Origin of the sequence: Mycobacterium sp. GA-0227b (assembly GCF_001499855.1) — a bacterium.
Classification (GTDB): domain Bacteria; phylum Actinomycetota; class Actinomycetes; order Mycobacteriales; family Mycobacteriaceae; genus Mycobacterium.
This window is the reverse complement of record NZ_LQIK01000031.1, coordinates 88,871-106,485: the sequence shown is the minus strand read 5'-3', so window position 1 is coordinate 106,485 and position 17,615 is coordinate 88,871. Positions and strand designations below refer to the sequence as shown.

Below are 17,615 nucleotides of genomic sequence, written 5' to 3'. Positions count from 1 at the left end.
ACCGAATTCCGCTACGCGGAGCCCGCGGGGGCTCCGGTACCGGGCGCGCTGTCAGGCTGCGGGTTTTTCGGAACCCGCTGGGCTTTCCGAGGCGCCCGGGTCGTCCGCGCCTTCCGGCCCCTCGGCTTCCTCGTCCGGTTTCGGGCTCGCCGTGGGATCTGGTTGGTCGGCGCCCTCGACGTCGCCGGTCGGCCCGTTGTCCGGATTGTTGGGCGAGAAGTTCAACGACACGCTGCCGCCGTTCGCGTCGATGGTGTTATCGCCGGTGCCCTTGTCGTCTTCAGGGTCCTTGCCGACCACGATGTCGTTGCCCTCGCCGGCATTGGTGTCGTCCTCGACTACGACCTCGACGTTGTCCGTCGGAGACTGCTCGAGCCCGGACTCCTGCGGCTCCTCGGAGTCGATCGTGCCCTCGGAGTCGATCGTGCCCTCGGTGCCGAGCGGTTCGGTTCCTTCGGTCAGCGTGAGATCTTTCTCCGTCTCGGTGTTCGCGGCGAACGTCTTCTGGTCGTCGACCCCGGCGGGCTGTTGCTGCTCGACGTCGCCCGTCATTGCCTGAGAGCCTTGGACCAGTTTCAGCTTTGCTCCGGACAACCCTTCCGGGTCTTCACCCGACTTCGCCAGCACCTGCACGTCCTCTTGCTCTTGCTGATCCTCCTGCGACGACGGCGGTGCAACCGGCGATGGAGACAGCGGAATCTCCGTTGCCAACCCGAAATTGGCGAGGAAGTTGTTGATGCCCTGGAAGATCGCGGGGATCAGTTTGATGGCCAGCGTGATCGGATTGAACAGCGGGAACAGCCCGATCTCCGTGGGCTGGCCGAACGGAATGTTGCGGTTGTAGCCGGTCTCTTCGATGATCACGCGCAGCGCCGGCTCGATGAGGTCCGCGATCGGCTTGCCGAGGAACGGAATCGAGTGCAGCGGCCGCACGAGCGGCAGCACCTTAGGGGTGATGGTGTAGTACGTGGTGTCGCCGTACGTCTGAATGTCGACGAGGTCGGGATACAGCTCGGGGTTCGAGGTGATCAGCTCCCACTCTTCCTCGGTGTATCCGGCCGGGAGTTCGCCGGGATCGCTGTCCCCGTTGACCGCCAGGTAGGTGCCGTGGTCGTAGTAGAAGCCGAGCAGCGAGTTGGCCACCGCCAGCGGGTTGAGCAGATACTGCGGGAAGTCCGCGATGCCCTCCCACCGGATCGCCCAGTCTTCGGTCTTGAAGCCCGGCGTCGGTCCGGTCGGCGTGGGCTGTCCGGTCGTCACATCCAGGATCGGGATGTGGCCCAGGATGCCCAATCGCGACAGGATGCCACCGTTCGGGCGGTTCGGGTTGCCGATGAAGACGAACTGCACCTCGTCGACGTTGTCGAGCAATTCGTCCCAGTCGCCATTGATGATCTTCGTCTTCGCGATGGTGACGACGCGGGCGCCCTGTGAATAGCCCGCGATCACGACTTGGCCGTCGAAGTCGGGGTCGAGGGTCTCGATGTTCGCTAGCGCATTTTTGAGGTTCTCCACCCCGGCGTCGACAGAGACGTCGAACTTCTCGCAACGGCCGGGGTCACACCAGCCCGGCAGCGGTATCGGCCAGAACGAGGCAGGGTAGTTGACGCCATTCAAGTCGTCGTCCGCACAACCGTTCTCCCCGCACACCGTGTCCTGCATGTAGTAGTCGCGGAAGTTCTCCATGTAGTCCTCGACGATGTTCGCGTTCGGCGTGCCGGTGCCCGGCACGATCAACGCGGTGGCGGCCAGGCTGACGGCCGCCATCAACGCCGTCACGGCGCCGAGCACAGCGGTGCTCAACAGGCCCAGCAAAGTGAGAACGACGACCCGAATGCACTGACGCATGGGTCAACTTTCACACAGGTGTGACGGCTGTCACCGCGGAACAGCGAAGTTCGCCGACAGGAATTTCGTTCGGCATTCGCCGATGCCGGCGCGCTACCTCAGCGGCTGAAAGGACACCGTGAAACGGGCGCGCCGGTGTTGTCTCCAGACGTCCGCCGCAAAGTCGCGGCGGGCACCGGAATCAGGCGTCGGTGAAGTTGCGCGTCACCGACGGATCGACCGGGATACCCGGGCCGGTGGTCGTCGAGACGACGATCTTCTTGAGGTAGCGGCCCTTGGACGACGACGGCTTGGCCCGCAGCACCTCGTCGATCGCGGCGCCGTAGTTCTCCGCGAGCGCCTTCTCGTCGAACGACGCCTTGCCGATCACGAAGTGCAGGTTGGCCTGCTTGTCGACGCGGAAGTTGATCTTGCCGCCCTTGATGTCCTGTACGGCCTTGGCGACGTCCGGTGTCACGGTGCCGGTCTTCGGGTTCGGCATCAGGCCACGCGGGCCCAGGATGCGGGCGATCCGGCCGACCTTGGCCATCTGGTCGGGCGTCGCGATCGCGGCGTCGAAGTCCAGCCAGCCGCCCTGGATCCGCTCGATCAGGTCGTCGCTGCCGACGGCGTCGGCGCCTGCGGCTTCGGCGGCCTCGGCCTTGTCGCCGACCGCGAACACCACAACGCGGGCGGTCTTGCCGGTGCCGTTCGGCAGGTTCACGGTTCCGCGCACCATCTGGTCGGCCTTGCGGGGGTCGACGCCCAGCCGGATCGCCACCTCGACGGTCGCGTCCTGCTTCTTCGATCCCGTTTCCTTGGCCAGCTTCGCCGCTTCCAGCGGCGTGTACAGCCGGGAGCGGTCCACCTTCTCGGCGGCTTCGCGATATGCCTTACTGGTCTTGCTCATTGGTGTCTCCTAGTTGCTGAGTTGTGGTTGACGCGGGCCGCAGCTGGCCCTCCCACTGTTCGGGCCGATCCGCCTGCGCTTCTCGGCCACGGGGTCTGGTCCTACTCGACCGTGATCCCCATCGACCGGGCGGTGCCGGCGATGATCTTGGCGGCCTGATCGATGTCGTTGGCGTTCAGGTCCTCTTTCTTGGTCTCGGCGATCTCGCGCACCTGATCCCAGGACACCTTCGCGACCTTGGTCTTGTGCGGCTCGCCCGAGCCCTTCTGCACACCGGCGGCCTTGAGCAGCAGCTTGGCCGCGGGCGGTGTCTTGAGGTTGAAGGTGAAGCTGCGGTCCTCGTAGACGGTGATCTCCACGGGGATGACGTTGCCGCGCTGGTTCTCCGTCGCGGCGTTGTACGCCTTGCAGAACTCCATGATGTTGACGCCGTGCTGGCCGAGCGCCGGACCGACCGGCGGGGCGGGGTTGGCCTGCCCGGCCTGGATCTGCAGCTTGATCAGCCCGACGACCTTCTTCTTCGGGGCCATACTCTTCCTTTCTCGGTGATTTCGGTGTAATTCGTCGCGCTCACCGCAACCAAATACACCGAAATCGCAATTAGATCTTGGCGACCTGGTTGAAGGTCAGTTCGACAGGTGTTTCGCGGCCGAAGATGGACACCAGCACCTTGAGCTTCTGCTGTTCGGCGTTGACCTCGCTGATCGACGCGGGCAGCGTCGCGAACGGCCCGTCCATGACGGTGACCGACTCGCCGACCTCGAAGTCGACCTCGATCGGCGCGCGCTCGATTCCACCGGTCTCCGCGGCGGCAGCACCGGCCGCAGCGGCGGCCTTGCCGGGCTTCTTCGCCGCGGCCGGGGGCAGCAGGAACTTCACCACGTCATCCAGCGACAGCGGCGACGGCCGCGACGTCGCACCGACGAACCCCGTCACCCCGGGCGTGTTGCGCACCGCGCCCCACGACTCGTCGTTGAGCTCCATGCGCACCAGGATGTAGCCCGGCAGCACTTTCCGGTTGACCTGCTTGCGCTGGCCGTTCTTGATCTCGGTGACCTCTTCGGTCGGCACCTCGACCTGGAAGATGTAGTCGCCGACGTCGAGGTTCTGCACGCGGGTCTCGAGGTTGGCCTTCACCTTGTTCTCGTAACCGGCGTAGGAGTGGATGACGTACCAGTCGCCGGGCTTGAGCCGCAGCTCCTTCTTCAGCGCGACCGCCGGGTCCTCTTCCTCGTCCTCGGCCTCACCGGCCGCGTCAGCCTCACCGGCGGTGTCGTCGGCGACCGGCGCCGCGTCCTCGACGGCGTCGGCGGCCGTGCTGTCTTCCAGACGCTCAGCAGCCTCATCTGCGATCACGGTCGCCGGGTCCGCCGCCTCGGCGATCGACTCGGAAACGGCCGAAGGCGTATCGCCCTCGAAGCTAGTCACGTGTCAGTCCTCTCAAATTCTCATTCGTCGCGCACATGCCCGTCAGCCGAAGATCATCGCCACGAGCTTGGCCAGACCCAGGTCGACGAAGCCGATCAACGCCACCATGAACACCAGGAACATCAGCACCACGGCGGTGTAGCTGACCATCTGCTTGCGGTTCGGCCAGATCACCTTGCGCAGTTCGGCGACGACCTGCTGCAGGTAGTTCCAGACGAAGACGAACGGGTTGCGCCCACCCTTACCGGGCCGGTCGGCACGCTTCCTGGCGGTCTTCTTCGCGGTGCCCGACCCGTTCTTGGTGGGTGAGGCCTTGGTGCCCGTCGACAGGTCGACCGCCTCGCCGGCGTCCTCGCCAACCGCGGCTCGCCGCGACCGCTTCCCCGTGGGCCGGGTCGGCCGGGTCACGACCGCGCTGCGGCCGGTCTCGGAGTCGGTCCCGGTGTCGCCTGCGGAGCCGGCACCATCGCGCTCGTCGCTCACCGCATGCTCCCCTTGTCTGGTCATCTAGTCTTCTGTGGGTCACTGTCCAGTGTCCACACTTGTCGAGTATTCAGTTGAGCAGGGGCGACAGGACTTGAACCTGCAACCTGCGGTTTTGGAGACCGCTGCTCTGCCAGTTGAGCTACGCCCCTTCAGGGTGACACGGCGATCGCCACCCGCTCCGGGGCTCACACAATTCGCGCGCTCCCCGATCGGTCGATTGAAACCCGACGGAAGCGCGCTGGACTGGGAAAACCCCGAGGCCCGAGTGTAGCGCGCCACCGGTCTGTGTTACTAATCCGCCGCCCGGATGCTCTCGGGTTCGTCGAGCTGGGCGGCGGCCTCACCATTCTCGGCGCCGTCCGCGCTCTCGTCGTGCACGACGGGCTTACGCGTCACCTGACCGGTCTTGGGGTCCCACCCCGCGGAGATGGAGTTGTCGCCCTCGTGGCCCATCAGCGTGGTGAAGGACTCCATGACCAGTTCGTCGTGCTGGTCGACCAGCGTGTTGCGGGTGGTCACGATGTCGGCGCCGAAGCGCTCGTCGACCGACAGCACGTACAGCGTTCCGATTAGCGCATCGCCGGCCTTGATCGGGCGATGGAACTTGAACTTCTGGTCGACCTGCACGATCTGCAGGGTTTCGAAGCCGACGTCGTTGTGCTGAAAGAAGTGCCGCTGGATCATCACCGCGAAGATCGACATGAACGTCGGCGGGGCGATCAGCGCATCGTGGCCCGCGGCCTTGGCGGCCTCCAGGCTGTGGCTCGTCGGATCGTAGGCCTTGACGGCGTTGGCGTACTGGCGGATCTGCTCGTGGCCCACGATGTAGGGCTCGGGGTAGCGCCAGACCATTCCCTGGATGTCGATCTTGAGCGCCATGACTACGCCAGCTTCGCAATCGCCACGGCGCGGCCGAAGATCTTCTTCCCCCCGGTGGTGGCCGCCAGGGCGATGGTCACCGTCTTCGTCTCAGGCTCAACGGATTTCACCCGTCCACTGAAGACGATCTCGGCCCCGATGCCGTCGTTCGGCACCGGTACCACCGCGGTGAACCGGACGTTGTACTCGGTGACCGCCGCGGGGTCGCCGACCCATTCGGTCACGTACCCGCCGCCCAGGCCCATCGTCAGCATGCCGTGCGCGATCGCGGTGTCCAGGCCGACCTGCTTGGCGATGTCGTCGTCCCAGTGGATCGGGTTGAGGTCGCCGGAGACGCCGGCATAGTTGACAAGGTCCTGCCGGGTCAGCGGAATCACCTTCTCGGGAAGCTCATCGCCCTTCTTCACCGAGGCGAACTCACGCAGTGGCATCTGAAAAACCCTCTTCTCCATCACCGGTCCGACCCGCCAGGGTCGTGAATGTCTCCTGTAGGACGTCACCGGCTTCATTGGTGACGACGTTCTTGAGTACGACGATGTCGGTACCGTGGGCTTGGCGCACGGAGTCCACGTACACGTCGCAATACAGCTTGTCGCCGGCGAAGATCGGCCGGACGTACTTGAGCACCTGATCGACCTGCACGATCTTCGCGTCTTTGATCTCGACATTGGCGTGCTCGAAAAACGACGTCTGCGCCATGTAGCCGAGGACGCTGGTGAACGTCAGCGGCGCCGGCAACGCCTTGTGGCCGAGTTCGGCGGCGACCTCCTCGTCGAAGAACGCACGATCGTCGTTCTTGACCGCGACCGCGTACTCACGGATCTTCTCGCGGCCCACGACGTAGTGGTCGGGATAGCGGTAGTGCATCCCGACGATCCGCTCGGTCAACGACACAGTTAGTGAACCTACCTAGTCAACCCGGACGCGCCCACGGGCTGGCTCGTCCTAGCGCGATTCCTTGTGGGGCTGGTGTTTGCCGCAGTTCGGGCAGAACTTCTTGATCTCGAGCCGGTCCGGGTCATTGCGGCGGTTCTTCTTGGTGATGTAGTTGCGGTGCTTGCACACCTCGCACGCCAAAGTGATCTTCGGCCGTACGTCGGTACTGGAGGCCACGTCTCACGTCCTTCGTCTACGCGTTCTTGTTGTCTGTAGCGGTGGGGGGGCTCGATCCCCCGACCTCACGATTATGAGTCGTGCGCTCTAACCAGCTGAGCTACACCGCCCCGATGGCTACGGGCCGGCATGCCAGGCTTCCCAGGCGTCCAAGCCGATCCGTCCACCGAGCCCCCTAACGGAATCGAACCGTTGACCTTTTCCTTACCATGGAAACGCTCTGCCGACTGAGCTAAGGGGGCCTGCTTGCTTCGAGGCCCGCGCATCGTGGCGCGAGCCTTAAAGAGGGTACAGTCTCGCCGATTGCCGCGCCAAACCGCTGATCACCACAACCGTTAGCACCGACTGTAGCCGCGGAGGGATGGACGGAACAGTGACCGAACCGGGCGCGAACCGTGTGGCGGTGTACCTCGACTTCGACAACATCGTGATCTCGCGCTACGACCAGATCCACGGGCGCAGCTCGTTTCAACGCGACAAGGCCGCCGGGTTCCACAAGCAGCCGGGCCGGTTGTCGCAGGCGACCGTCGACGTCGGCGCGATCATCGACTTCGCCTCGTCGTTCGGCACGCTGGTGTTGACCAAGGCTTATGCCGACTGGTCGGCCGACGTCAACGCCGACTACCGCGACCAGCTGGTCGGGCGCGCGGTCGATCTGGTGCAGCTGTTCCCGGCCGCCGCGTACAACAAGAACGGCGCCGACATCCGGCTCGCGGTCGACGCCGTCGAGGACATGTTCCGGTTGCCCGACCTGACGCACGTGGTGATCGTCGCCGGCGATTCCGACTACATCCCGCTCGCGCAGCGGTGCAAACGGCTCGGGCGCTACGTCGTCGGCATCGGCATCACCGGTTCCATCAGCCGCTCGCTCACCGCGGCCTGCGACGAGTTCGTCTCCTACGACGCGCTGCCCGGCGTCCCTGCGGTGAAGACCGAAGCGCCGAAGCGGCGCCGCACCAAGGCCGACGCCGACCAGGAGCCCGAGACGCCCGACCCGCAGGCTGCGGCGACGGCGCTGCTGGAACGGGCGCTGCGGGTCGCCCACGGTAAGGACGACTCCGACTCCGACTGGCTGCACAACTCCGCGGTGAAGGCGCAGATGAAGCGGATGGACCCGTCGTTCTCGGAGAAGTCCCTGGGGTTCCGCTCGTTCAGCGACTTCCTGCGCTCGCGCACCGAGCTGGTCGAGCTCGACGAGAGCAGTACCACCCGGCTGGTGCGGCTGCGCCCCGATGCGTGACTTCCGCCGATAGCCCGCGTTCGGCGAGCGGAGTAGGCCGCCGATACGCTGACGGCCATGGCCTCGGATCGGCTCTACTTCCGCCAGTTGTTGTCCGGTCGCGACTTCGCGGCCGGCGACATGATCGCGCAGCAGATGCGTAACTTCGCCTACCTGATCGGCGACCGTGAGACCGGCGACACCGTGGTCGTCGACCCCGCCTACGCGGCCGGCGATCTCGTCGACGCGCTCGAGGCCGACGGCATGCGCCTGTCCGGGGTGCTGGTCACCCACCACCACCCCGACCACGTCGGCGGGTCGATGATGGGCTTCGAGCTCAAGGGCCTCGCCGAACTGCTGGAACGAACCAGTGTGCCGGTGCACGTCAACCGCCTTGAGGCGGACTGGGTTTCGAACGTCACCGGTATCGCGCGCAGCGAACTCACCGAGCACCAGCACGGCGACGTGGTCAAGGTCGGCGACATCGACATCGAACTGCTGCACACTCCCGGCCACACGCCGGGCAGCCAGTGCTTTCTGCTCGACGGGCGGCTGGTCGCCGGCGACACCCTGTTCCTGGAGGGCTGCGGGCGCACGGACTTCCCGGGCGGCGACGTCGACGACATGTTCCGCAGCCTGCAGGCGCTCGCGAAGCTGTCCGGCGACCCGACGGTGTTCCCCGGCCACTGGTATTCGGTGGAGCCCAGCGCATCGCTGTCGGAGGTTCGCCAGACCAACTATGTCTACCGGGCCAGCAACCTCGACCAGTGGCGAATGCTGATGGGCGGCTGACCGCCGCGTGCCGGACACGCTCTACGCCGACGTGTCGGAGTGGCAGGTCGGCGTCGACGACAGCTACCCGTACCCGGTTCTGTGCATCCGCTCCAACGACGGGACGCACCGAGATCGCCGGTGGCGCAACAACTATGACTGGTGCCGCGGCAATGTCGACGACGGGCGGCTGACGTTCTTCATCGCGTACTTCGTGTGGCGACCGAACTGGCAGGACGCCATCGACACGTTCTGCGAGCAGGTCGGCACGCCGCATCCGAGGATGGCGGTGATGCTCGACGTCGAGTCGTGGGGCGGCCGGATTCGCGGCGATCGATCGGCGGGTATCAACGCCGCCTACGACGCGGTTGGCGATTTCGTCGGCAGCACCGCGAAGGTGATCGGCTACGGCAACGTCGGTGACCTGAACACGCTGTGGCCGCACAAGCCGCCCGGCATCCGCTTGGTGGTCGCCGCGTACGGGCACAACCCGTCATACCCGGGCAAAGTGGCGCATCAATACACCGACGGCAGCGGACACGGCGGCGGCCTGCCGGAGGGCGCGCCACCGTTCGGCCACTGCGACATGAACTCCGCCGACGGGTTGAGTCCGGACGCGTTCGCCGATGCGTGCGGGATCACCGGCACCGACCGGCCGGACCGGCGCGGTCCCAGCAAATCGACGCGGATGCCAAATACGCAAATGATGTGCGGCTAACGCCTGCGTGGTATACAGCGGTGCGTGAACGGGGATGGGAATCTGCTCGGCCTGTCGGCCGGCATGTGGACGGCGCTCGCCGCCTGGCTCGCTGTGGTGGTGGGCATCGCCGCGCTGATCTACGCGTGGCGGCACTATCAACGGGTACGGCGGCAAAGCGAAGAGCTGATGCAGCCCAACGTGGCGATGTTCATGGAGCCGGCCCCCAACGACTGGCACCTCATCGAGCTCGTGGTCAGGAACTTCGGCCGAACGCCGGCCTACAACATCCGATTCGACTTCGCCCACCCGCCGACCGTGGCCAAGTACGAGAACGTCTACGACGACCGCTACGTCGACATCGTTCCGCTGAACCTGCCTGCCGAGATTCCGTATCTGGCGCCCAACCAGGAGTGGCGGATCGTCTGGGACTCGGCGCTCGACCGTCGTGAGGTCGGCGAGGCCATCGCGTCGCGGTTCGACGGGGCGGTCACCTATTCCGACCGGCAGGGGCAGGAGAAGGGCAAGCGCGCCCGCCACCGGTTCCGCTCCACCGCGGTGCTGGACTGGTCGACGCTGCACCCGGTCGAACGGTTGGAGTTGTTGACCACCCACGACCTGGCCCGCCAGGAGAAGCAGAAGCTCGAGCTGCTGCGCCACCTGCTGACGTACTACCACTACGCCGCCGCCGAGAGCCGCGAAGACGTGCTCCGCACCGAGATCAACCGGGTGAGGGATGCCGCGAACGAACTGCGCGACCGCTACCGCGCAGAAGGCGGCGGCCCACTACCCAACCCACGTAACGACACGCCTCGAGGGGCGGTCGCCGGTCAGCAGAGCGACGCCGAAACGGATCTCGAAGAGGCGCACACCCAGGTGCTGAGCAACCGGCCGGCACGCCACCGGATCGCCTAGGACTTGGCTTTCGTAGCAACGTTTCGTAACATCGGTACGAATCAGCGCCGCTTCAGAAGGAGCATCGATGACCAGCCTCGTCGGCTATGAACTCAACGACTCGGTCGCGAGGATCACCCTCGACGACGGCAAGGTCAACGTGCTCGGCCCGGCCATGCAGGCCGCGATCAACGAGGCGCTCGACCGCGCCGAGAAGGACTCGGCCAAAGCGGTCGTGCTCGCGGGTAACGGGCGGGTGTTCAGCGGCGGTTTCGACCTGACGGTGTTCCAGTCCGGCGACGCGCAGGCCGCGCACGGCATGCTGGCCGGCGGGTTCGAACTCGCGGTGCGCTGCATGACGTTCCCGGCGCCGGTGGTCATGGCGGCGACGGGCCCGGCGATCGCGATGGGTTCGTTCCTGCTGCTGTCCGGCGACCACCGGGTGGGCCAGCCGAAGAGCCGGTGCCAGGCGATCGAGGTGGCGATCGGCATGACGATTCCGATCGCCGCGCTGGAGATGATGCGGTTCCGGCTGACGCCTCCGGCTTTTCAGCGGGGCGCGGCGCTGGCGTCGACGTTCGCCGGCGAGGAGGCCGTCAACGGCGGATGGCTCGACGAGATCGTCGAGGCCGATCGGGTGCTCGCGCGGGCGCAGGAGGTGGCGGCCGAGGCGGTGACGACGCTGAACACCGGCGCGCACGTGGCGACCAAGCTGAAGGCCCGCGAGTCCGCGCTTGCCGCGATCCGCGCCGGGATCGACGGGCTGGCAACGGAATTCAGCCTCGGCTAGCCAGTTCCGATGCCGAGGGCGAAGCAGCGCACGCCCGAGCTGAAGGGCCATCTGCTGGAGGTGGCGATCGCGACGCTGTCCGAGGAAGGCATCGCGGGGCTCACCACGCGTCGGGTCGCCGAGCGGGCGGGCACGTCGGTGCCCGCTGTGTACGAACTGTTCTCCGACAAGGCCGGCCTGCTGCGGGCGATGGTCTTCGAGGGGTTCCGGAGGTTGGGCGACGAGCTGGCGACGGTGCCGCCGACCGACGATCCGCTCACCGACCTGGAACTGCTGGTGCCGGTGTTCCGGCTCTTCTGCCGCACATATCCGCGGCTGGCGCAGCTGATGTTCGCGCGTCCATTCGCCGAATTGGAGCCCGGGCCCGACGAACTGGCGGCGGGGGCGTCGGTGCGCGAGGCGTTCACCGGCCGGATTCAGCGGTGCGTCGACGCGGGCCTGCTGGCCGGCGACGTCGCCGACATCGCCCACGTGCTGCTGGCACTCGCCCAGGGCTTGGCGGTGCAGGAGCTCGGGCGGTGGCTGGGCTCGTCGGCGCCGACGATCGAGCAGCGGTGGCGGCTCGGCGTGCACTCCCTGCTGGCCGGTTTACGCCCGTCGTCGTAGTGATTTCGGTGTAGTTGGTGGCGCTCAGCGCAACCGCCGACACCGAAATCCCCACGTTTGGGGCGTTTGCCCCATGTCGCCGGCCGGCTCGTCGGCACACGATGGCCGTCATGGACACCACACCCCAGGCCGCAGCGGCCGCCACCAAAACCATGCCCCTGCCCGACGGAGACGACGAACGGGTCGTCGGCTTCGGCGTCATGGGCCTGCCCTTCGCAAGCGGCCACTACCTCGCCTACCGCGACTTCCCCGAGACGTCGTTCTCCCCCGCCTACAAGTCGGTGTGGCACCGCACGCCCGACGGGGTGTGGACCTTCTACGCGACTACGCCCGGGCCGCAGAGCTGCTCGCGGTACTTCAGCTCGGCGACGACCATCGACCCCATCGTCTGCGGTATCGACGCGCACTGGCCCACCCCTTGGTCGCTGGCGATTTCCATTGCCGGATTGCTGGATTGGCGTGTCGACATCGAAGCCACCGCGGCGACGCGCCTGATGAGCGCCGTCGGGTCGCGGCTCCCCGCCGCGGCGGCACGCAACCGCGAAACGCTGCGGCTGATGAGCCGCCTCGTCGGCCCCGTGCTCGGCATCGGCAAGGTACGGCTCACGGGCAGCCTGCCCAATGGCCAGGAGTTCCGCATCGCGCCGAAGCGAGTGTGGGCGGTCGCGGACTCCACGGCCGTCGTGCGCGGCGTCGACCTCGGCCCGGTCGGCCCGCATCCGGTGCAAGGAAACCTGGCCGACTTCCAACTGCCGCAGCGGGGCATCTGCGTGGTCGCACAAGGCCGGTTCGAGCCTTTCGACGTCGCGCGCCACCGCGACGCCGACCGTCTTCGCCTATCCCACTGAACCGAGCGGGCCGACGGTGGACAATCGGGCTGTGGCCGCTCGTCGCACCCCGCACGAGCTTCCGACGCGGGCGGAAGTGCTCGCGGCGCTGTCGGTCGCGGTCGACCTCGGATTGGGACAGCCCGCCGAGCACATGCTGAGGGCCGCGCTGATCGCGATGCGCCTCGCCGCTCGGCTGAATCTCTCTGAGCGTCAGCGTGATTGCATCTACTACGCGACGCTGATCATGTGGATCGGCTGCCACGCCGACTCCCACGAATACGCCCGCTGGTTCGGCGATGACATCGCGGTGCGGCGGAGCTCGTATCTCGTCGATTGGTCCGGCTTGCCGTACCAACGCTTCCTGCTGACCAACCTCGGTCGCGGTGAGTCGCTGCTGACCCGGTTGAGAACCGCGGCGGCACTGTATGCCAATGCGCGGGGTCATATCTCGCAGCTGATCCACTCTCACTGCACGTCAGCCGGTCTGCTCGCCGACCGCATCGGTCTGGATGCTGACGTGCAGAACGCACTGCGCTACACCTTCGAACGGTTCGACGGCGGCGGGCTGCCGAGCGGCGCGTCGGGTGACGGCATACCGGTCGAGATGCGGGTGGCCCAGGTCGCCGACATGGTCGAGGTACACCAGCGTGAGTACGGCACCGACGGTGCGGTGGCGATGGCCCGCAGCAGGCGCGGCGGCCAGTTCGATCCCGCGATCGTCGACGCGTTCATCGCCGACCCCGCAGGGGTGCTGGCGGTCCCGACGACCGGGGACGTGTGGGCGACTGCGCTGCAGTACGCGCCGGACCGCGGCACCCGGCTCGACGAGCAGTCGCTCGACGCATTGTTGGTCGCGCTCGGTGAGTTCGTCGATCTGAAATGCCCCTTCACACTGGGACATTCACGCGCCGTGGCGGAGCTGGCCGCGTCGGCCGCCGAGGTGATCGGGCTCGACGAACGTGCGGTCGCGACGACCCGGCGCGCCGGTTACGTGCACGATCTCGGCCGCATCGGGGTGTCGAACCAGATCTGGTCGAAGACAAGCGCGTTGAGCATGGCCGAGTTCGAGCGGATGCGGTTGCACCCCTATCTGACCGAGCGCATCCTGTCGCAGGTGCCGGCCTTGAGCGAGATCGCAACGGTCGCGGCCAACCATCACGAATGTCTCGACGGCTCAGGGTATCCGCGTGGCATTGCCGCGCGGCAGCTGACCATGCCCGACCGGCTGTTGGCGTGCGCGGTGAGTTATCAAGGCGCGCTGGAACCCCGGCCGTACCGGGAGGCGCTCGGCCCGGCGGGTGCCGCTCGGCGCCTGCGGGAACGAGTGTCCAGGGGCCAGTTGGACTCGACCGCCGCCGATGCCGTACTGCAGGCGTCGGGACGCGCGTCGACCAGACGGCACGCGAGACCGGACGGGCTCACCGCCCGCGAGGTGGAAGTCTTGCGGCTCGTGGCGCAGGGCGCGAGCAACAAGGGCATCGCCGCCAAGCTGGTGCTCAGCGAGAAGACGGTGCGCAACCATGTTGAGCACGTGTACGCCAAAATCGGTGTCTCGAACCGGATCGGGGCCAGCATGTACGCGCTGGAGCACGGGCTGGCGGCCGAGAGTGGTCGTGCGTCAACATGACAGCAACGCGACGGCCCGACGGTAGTCGTCGTCGGCGTCGAGCGTCAGCACGCCGACGACGTCGCCGCCCGCCTCGTACCAGACCGCGAACCCGGTGTGGTGGTCGACGAAGCGGGCGTTGTCGTAGTCGACGCCCCAACCGCTGTACTTGAGCACCGAAGTGCCGATGGTGCAGGCGAATCCGGGAACGGTGCCCCAGGCGGCCGGGAATCCGGCGGCGGTCAGACCGGCGACATAACCCTGATGCGCGGCGTCGCGCCAGTGTTCGGCGGGTACGCGCCGACCGGCGGTGACGTTGTGCGCCAACGCGACGTCGCCGGCGGCGTAGACGTTGCGCGCCGAGGTGTGCATGTGCTCGTCGACGACGATGCGCCCGCCGTGGGTGTCGAGACCGGCGGCTTCGGCGAGTCGGATGTCGGGCCGCACACCCGTGGCGCAGACGACGAGGTCGGCGTCGACGGTCTCACCGCTGTCGAGCACCACGCGGGAATCCTCGATCTCGGCCACCGTGGTTTCGCCGGCAAACCGTACCCCGTTGTCCGACAGGAGTTTTGCGACGCGTTCCCCGGCCTCGAGACCGAACCGGCGCTGCAGGGGAACGTGCTCGGCGGCGACGACCATCGTCGCGACACCAACCGCGGCAAGGCAGGACGCCGCCTCGCAGCCGATCAACCCACCGCCGATGACCACGGCGCAGTCCGCGTACCGGGCTGCCATCTTCAGCGCGACGGCGTCGGCGAACGACCGTAGTGTCAGCGCGGACTCGATACCGGGAATGGCGGGCCGCACCGCGGCGGATCCGGAGGCCAGCACGAGATGCCAGTAGGGATAACGCTGGCCGCCCGCGGTCACGACCTGCTGGCGCTGCAGGTCGATGGAGTCGACGGTGATTCCGCGGATCAGGTCGACAGCGTTGCGCTCGAACCAGCCCTCGCTGTGCAGGGCGAGTTTGGTGTCACGGCCGCAGAGGAAGTCCTTGCTCAACGGCGGCTTGGCGTAGGGCAGCGCGGGATCGGTGGTCAGAATGCGCACCGGAATGCCGGGGTGCTTGCCGCGGAACGTCTCCGCGGCGCTCACCCCGGCCGGACCGCTGCCGATGGCGACGAAACCTGCTGCGACCACTCTTCTTGGGTACCAACTTCAGTGCCCGGATAACCGCGGTGTCAGGGATTCGTCACAGTTGGCGGCTAGGCGGCGCTAATGCTGAGTCGTTACTTCGTCGTCAGTGAGAATTCGAGGTTCGCGCGTTCGGTGTGGTCCGTTTCGGCTTCCTATGCTCGAGATTGCACACACGGCTGTGGTCGTTTTCTCAGATCAGCACAACCCTGAATGCAATCTCGGCGCTAGGACCGTTTCGCATACCAACACCCCGGCCACGTACGTGCGCACAAGCAGCCCAAATTCTGCTCCCGAACTGATGACTCACGACACTGTCTCGGGGCTAGGCGGTGCTAGACCGTGCTAGTCGGTGATGCCCCAGACGAGGCAGAACGTGTGTCCGGCCGGATCGCGGAAGACCCGGAACTTCGCGTCCTCCGCGGCGTCGGGCACCCGCGTCGCACCGAGGTCGAGCACGTCGCGCTCTGCTGCGTCGGGGTCGTCGACCTGGATGTCGAGGTGGAACTGCTGCGAACCGCGCGGGTCGGGAAAGCGCGGCGGCTCATGCTCTGGCGAGTACTGAAACGCCAGCCGTCGCCCCTGTGGGTCGGTGAGCACGACCCAGGTGTCGTCGTCCTTGTGGACCTCCCCGCCGAGCACGCCCGCGTAGAAGGTGGCGAGCCCCATCGGATCCCGGCAGTCGATGACCGTCGATCGCAGCTTTCCGAGCATGACGGCCGGGTTGCCGGTATTCAGGCGACGTAAACGGCTGTGTGGCACCATCTGCGCATGAAACCCGAGGACGACCCGGAGGCCCGGATCAGGCAGCTGGAGCAACCGCTGGCCGACTACGGCGCAGTCGAACTGGGCACGTCGCAGCCGAGCGGGAACGACTACCAGACATCGGCCCTGCCGCCGCCGGTCTACGGTCCGCCGTACCCGTCGACATACGAGCAGCAGTCGCCCTACAGCACGCCGCCGTTCGGCGTCTCTTTCCCGCCGGGACCGACGAGAAGCGGCGCGCCGTACGGGCTGATCTTCGGGCTGATCGCGGTGGTCGTCGTGCTCATCGTCGGGGGCATCGGCGTCTTCGTGTGGTCGATGTCGTCGACGCCCGACCGGATCAGCACCCGCCCCGGGTTCCCCGACGCAACCGGTGGTGACGGACCGCGCGACGGCAGCGTGACGATCGGGCCGTCCCGCAACGCGCCGACCCCTCTGCCGACCCAGGTTCCGGACGACCAGCCGCCGGAGGTGGCCGTCGCGCCGGCCGGTGGTCAGTACAGCGTCTCCGGGGTCGAGAAGATCGAGACCATCGAGTGCAACGGCAGCAACATCAGCGTCAGCGGCGTCGACAACATCGTGACCCTGCTCGGTCATTGTCAGAGCGTCACCGTGTCCGGCGTCGAAAACCAGGTGATTCTCGACAGCGCAGACAGAATCGGCGCCTCCGGTTTCGACAACCAGGTGATCTACCACTCGGGAGATCCGGAGATCGACGCCACCTCCAGGAACAGCGTCACTCAGGGCTAGACGCGCCACTGCAGGACGCGTTCGGCCAACTCGGGGCCGCAGTCCTCCTGCACGAAATGGCTGCCGTTGATGCGGGCATGCGGTTGACCGGCGGCGCCGGGCACATGCTCGATGAGCGGGCGGTCGGCGCGGCCGAGGATCGGGTCCTTGGCGCCGAAGACGCACAGGAACGGTTTCTCCCAGCGGCCCAAGGCTTCCCACGCGGCGCGGTTGGCCGGCAGCGCCGGATCGTCGGGCGACGTCGGCACCAGGGCGGGAAACGCCCGCGCACCTGCCTGAAAACTCTTGTCGGGGAACGGCGCATCGTATCCGGCCCGCACCCGCGCGGGAACGTCGGTGACGGTGCCGAACCCGACGATGCGTCCGCACGGGAACACCGGCGTGTAGCGTGCGAAGGCCCGCCAGAGGCGGAACGGCAGATTAGCCGACGTCTGCCCGGCGGGCAGGAAGCCGTTGGCCACGACGATGCGCCCGACGCGCGCACCCTGTTCGGCGGCGATGCGCAGGCCGATCAACGAGCCCCAGTCCTGCACGAAGATCGTGGTGTCGCTCAGGTCGAGCGCCTGAAACCACGACGTCACCCACTCGACGTGACGTAGGTAGGTGTAATCCTCGATGCGGCTGGGTTTGTCGGAGCGCCCGAAGCCGATCAGATCGAGTGCGAGGACGCGGCAGCCGCCGGCGGCCAGTGGCGGAATCATGGTGCGGTACAGGTAACTCCACGTCGGCTCGCCGTGCAGCAGGACGACGGTCGGGCCGTCGCGTGGACCCTCGTCGACGTAGTGCATTCGCAGCGGCGCAGTATCGCTCGCGGTGACGTCGAGGTAGTGCGGCGCGAACGGATAGCCCGCGAGGTTGTCGAAGCGATCGTCGGGGGTGCGCAGAACGTCCATGGTGTGCTCCTGTC

21 protein-coding genes and 3 tRNA genes are annotated in these 17,615 nt (G+C 66.9%); 9 read left to right on the top strand and 15 right to left on the bottom strand.

The genetic code is table 11. The features are described 5' to 3' along the window. Positions 1-51: 51 nt before the first annotated feature. The 12 genes from AU185_RS19770 to AU185_RS19715 form a co-directional block, all read right to left on the bottom strand. Positions 52-1,848: a PE-PPE domain-containing protein gene (locus AU185_RS19770; RefSeq protein ID WP_059101296.1), complete on the bottom strand. Its 1,797-nt coding sequence runs from the start codon at positions 1,846-1,848 to the stop codon at positions 52-54. A 181-nt stretch (positions 1,849-2,029) separates the two neighbouring features. Further along, a complete protein-coding gene (gene rplA / locus AU185_RS19765; RefSeq protein ID WP_059101295.1) occupies positions 2,030-2,737 on the bottom strand; it encodes a 50S ribosomal protein L1 in 708 nt (235 codons plus the stop codon). A 101-nt stretch (positions 2,738-2,838) separates the two neighbouring features. Continuing rightward, positions 2,839-3,267, bottom strand: coding sequence for a 50S ribosomal protein L11 (gene rplK, locus AU185_RS19760; RefSeq protein WP_059101294.1), 429 nt, complete (start codon positions 3,265-3,267; stop codon positions 2,839-2,841). Between the two features lie 70 nt (positions 3,268-3,337). After that, a complete protein-coding gene (gene nusG / locus AU185_RS19755) occupies positions 3,338-4,165 on the bottom strand; it encodes a transcription termination/antitermination protein NusG (protein ID WP_059101293.1) in 828 nt (275 codons plus the stop codon). Positions 4,166-4,207: 42 nt separating this feature from the next. Beyond that, positions 4,208-4,648, bottom strand: coding sequence for a preprotein translocase subunit SecE (secE, locus tag AU185_RS19750; protein ID WP_059101292.1), 441 nt, complete (start codon positions 4,646-4,648; stop codon positions 4,208-4,210). A 79-nt stretch (positions 4,649-4,727) separates the two neighbouring features. Next, positions 4,728-4,800 (bottom strand) — tRNA-Trp (locus AU185_RS19745). 142 nt (positions 4,801-4,942) lie between these two features. Beyond that, positions 4,943-5,530, bottom strand: a complete 588-nt coding sequence (hadC, locus tag AU185_RS19740; RefSeq protein WP_059101291.1) for a (3R)-hydroxyacyl-ACP dehydratase subunit HadC — start codon at positions 5,528-5,530, stop codon at positions 4,943-4,945. 2 nt (positions 5,531-5,532) lie between these two features. Continuing rightward, complete coding sequence (hadB, locus tag AU185_RS19735; RefSeq protein ID WP_059101290.1) at positions 5,533-5,961, bottom strand: (3R)-hydroxyacyl-ACP dehydratase subunit HadB; 429 nt, start codon at positions 5,959-5,961, stop codon at positions 5,533-5,535. Further along, positions 5,948-6,424, bottom strand: coding sequence for a (3R)-hydroxyacyl-ACP dehydratase subunit HadA (gene hadA / locus AU185_RS19730; protein ID WP_059101289.1), 477 nt, complete (start codon positions 6,422-6,424; stop codon positions 5,948-5,950). Before hadA ends, hadB begins: the two co-directional genes overlap by 14 nt. 51 nt (positions 6,425-6,475) lie before the next feature. Further along, a complete protein-coding gene (gene rpmG / locus AU185_RS19725) occupies positions 6,476-6,643 on the bottom strand; it encodes a 50S ribosomal protein L33 (RefSeq protein WP_059101288.1) in 168 nt (55 codons plus the stop codon). A gap of 36 nt (positions 6,644-6,679) precedes the next feature. Beyond that, positions 6,680-6,753 (bottom strand) — tRNA-Met (locus AU185_RS19720). Positions 6,754-6,812: 59 nt separating this feature from the next. Continuing rightward, positions 6,813-6,885, bottom strand: a tRNA-Thr gene (locus tag AU185_RS19715). A gap of 131 nt (positions 6,886-7,016) precedes the next feature. Here AU185_RS19715 and AU185_RS19710 point away from each other — a divergent pair. From AU185_RS19710 to AU185_RS19675, 8 genes are all read left to right on the top strand, one after another. Beyond that, positions 7,017-7,883, top strand: coding sequence for an NYN domain-containing protein (locus tag AU185_RS19710; protein WP_059101511.1), 867 nt, complete (start codon positions 7,017-7,019; stop codon positions 7,881-7,883). Positions 7,884-7,940: 57 nt separating this feature from the next. Beyond that, positions 7,941-8,654 carry an MBL fold metallo-hydrolase gene (locus AU185_RS19705; protein ID WP_059101287.1) on the top strand — a complete coding sequence of 238 codons (714 nt, stop codon included), beginning with the start codon at positions 7,941-7,943 and terminating at the stop codon, positions 8,652-8,654. 7 nt (positions 8,655-8,661) lie between these two features. Next, entirely contained in the window at positions 8,662-9,351 is a 690-nt protein-coding gene (locus tag AU185_RS19700; RefSeq protein ID WP_059101286.1) for a glycoside hydrolase family 25 domain-containing protein, read from the top strand. Positions 9,352-9,414: 63 nt separating this feature from the next. Next, positions 9,415-10,245, top strand: a complete 831-nt coding sequence (locus AU185_RS19695; RefSeq protein ID WP_059101510.1) for a DUF8453 domain-containing protein — start codon at positions 9,415-9,417, stop codon at positions 10,243-10,245. 67 nt (positions 10,246-10,312) lie between these two features. Then, the gene (locus AU185_RS19690) at positions 10,313-11,014 is read left to right on the top strand and encodes a crotonase/enoyl-CoA hydratase family protein (protein ID WP_059101285.1); all 702 of its coding nucleotides are present in this window, start codon (positions 10,313-10,315) and stop codon (positions 11,012-11,014) included. A gap of 9 nt (positions 11,015-11,023) precedes the next feature. Beyond that, positions 11,024-11,620, top strand: a complete 597-nt coding sequence (locus AU185_RS19685; protein WP_059101284.1) for a TetR/AcrR family transcriptional regulator — start codon at positions 11,024-11,026, stop codon at positions 11,618-11,620. A gap of 110 nt (positions 11,621-11,730) precedes the next feature. Then, positions 11,731-12,468: a hypothetical protein gene (locus AU185_RS19680; RefSeq protein WP_059101509.1), complete on the top strand. Its 738-nt coding sequence runs from the start codon at positions 11,731-11,733 to the stop codon at positions 12,466-12,468. A gap of 31 nt (positions 12,469-12,499) precedes the next feature. Next, entirely contained in the window at positions 12,500-14,077 is a 1,578-nt protein-coding gene (locus AU185_RS19675) for an HD domain-containing phosphohydrolase (RefSeq protein ID WP_156425604.1), read from the top strand. Here the strand turns inward: AU185_RS19675 and AU185_RS19670 are convergent. Beyond that, positions 14,069-15,199, bottom strand: a complete 1,131-nt coding sequence (locus AU185_RS19670; RefSeq protein WP_059101282.1) for an NAD(P)/FAD-dependent oxidoreductase — start codon at positions 15,197-15,199, stop codon at positions 14,069-14,071. The two genes, AU185_RS19675 and AU185_RS19670, sit on opposite strands and share 9 nt — an antisense overlap. A 339-nt stretch (positions 15,200-15,538) precedes the next feature. Next, positions 15,539-15,907 carry a VOC family protein gene (locus AU185_RS19665; RefSeq protein ID WP_059101281.1) on the bottom strand — a complete coding sequence of 123 codons (369 nt, stop codon included), beginning with the start codon at positions 15,905-15,907 and terminating at the stop codon, positions 15,539-15,541. Positions 15,908-15,964: 57 nt separating this feature from the next. Here AU185_RS19665 and AU185_RS19660 point away from each other — a divergent pair, with 57 nt between their 5' ends. Further along, positions 15,965-16,708, top strand: coding sequence for a DUF3060 domain-containing protein (locus tag AU185_RS19660; protein ID WP_059167000.1), 744 nt, complete (start codon positions 15,965-15,967; stop codon positions 16,706-16,708). On the opposite strand, the gene AU185_RS19655 is transcribed toward AU185_RS19660, so the two are convergent. Beyond that, positions 16,705-17,601: a haloalkane dehalogenase gene (locus AU185_RS19655; protein ID WP_059101279.1), complete on the bottom strand. Its 897-nt coding sequence runs from the start codon at positions 17,599-17,601 to the stop codon at positions 16,705-16,707. The two genes, AU185_RS19660 and AU185_RS19655, sit on opposite strands and share 4 nt — an antisense overlap. Positions 17,602-17,615 lie beyond the last annotated feature (14 nt).

Bases quoted from the DNA above. Each gene is read 5' to 3' on its own strand.
- AU185_RS19770 (WP_059101296.1), bottom strand. From the start codon at position 1,848: ATGCGTCAGTGCATTCGGGTCGTCGTTCTCACTTTGCTGGGCCTGTTG.
- rplA (WP_059101295.1), bottom strand. From the start codon at position 2,737: ATGAGCAAGACCAGTAAGGCATATCGCGAAGCCGCCGAGAAGGTGGAC.
- rplK (WP_059101294.1), bottom strand. From the start codon at position 3,267: ATGGCCCCGAAGAAGAAGGTCGTCGGGCTGATCAAGCTGCAGATCCAG.
- hadC (WP_059101291.1), bottom strand. From the start codon at position 5,530: ATGGCGCTCAAGATCGACATCCAGGGAATGGTCTGGCGCTACCCCGAG.
- hadB (WP_059101290.1), bottom strand. From the start codon at position 5,961: ATGCCACTGCGTGAGTTCGCCTCGGTGAAGAAGGGCGATGAGCTTCCC.
- AU185_RS19705 (WP_059101287.1), top strand. From the start codon at position 7,941: ATGGCCTCGGATCGGCTCTACTTCCGCCAGTTGTTGTCCGGTCGCGAC.
- AU185_RS19695 (WP_059101510.1), top strand. From the start codon at position 9,415: ATGTGGACGGCGCTCGCCGCCTGGCTCGCTGTGGTGGTGGGCATCGCC.
- AU185_RS19690 (WP_059101285.1), top strand. From the start codon at position 10,313: ATGACCAGCCTCGTCGGCTATGAACTCAACGACTCGGTCGCGAGGATC.
- AU185_RS19685 (WP_059101284.1), top strand. From the start codon at position 11,024: ATGCCGAGGGCGAAGCAGCGCACGCCCGAGCTGAAGGGCCATCTGCTG.
- AU185_RS19680 (WP_059101509.1), top strand. From the start codon at position 11,731: ATGGACACCACACCCCAGGCCGCAGCGGCCGCCACCAAAACCATGCCC.
- AU185_RS19665 (WP_059101281.1), bottom strand. From the start codon at position 15,907: ATGCTCGGAAAGCTGCGATCGACGGTCATCGACTGCCGGGATCCGATG.
- AU185_RS19660 (WP_059167000.1), top strand. From the start codon at position 15,965: ATGAAACCCGAGGACGACCCGGAGGCCCGGATCAGGCAGCTGGAGCAA.
- AU185_RS19655 (WP_059101279.1), bottom strand. From the start codon at position 17,601: ATGGACGTTCTGCGCACCCCCGACGATCGCTTCGACAACCTCGCGGGC.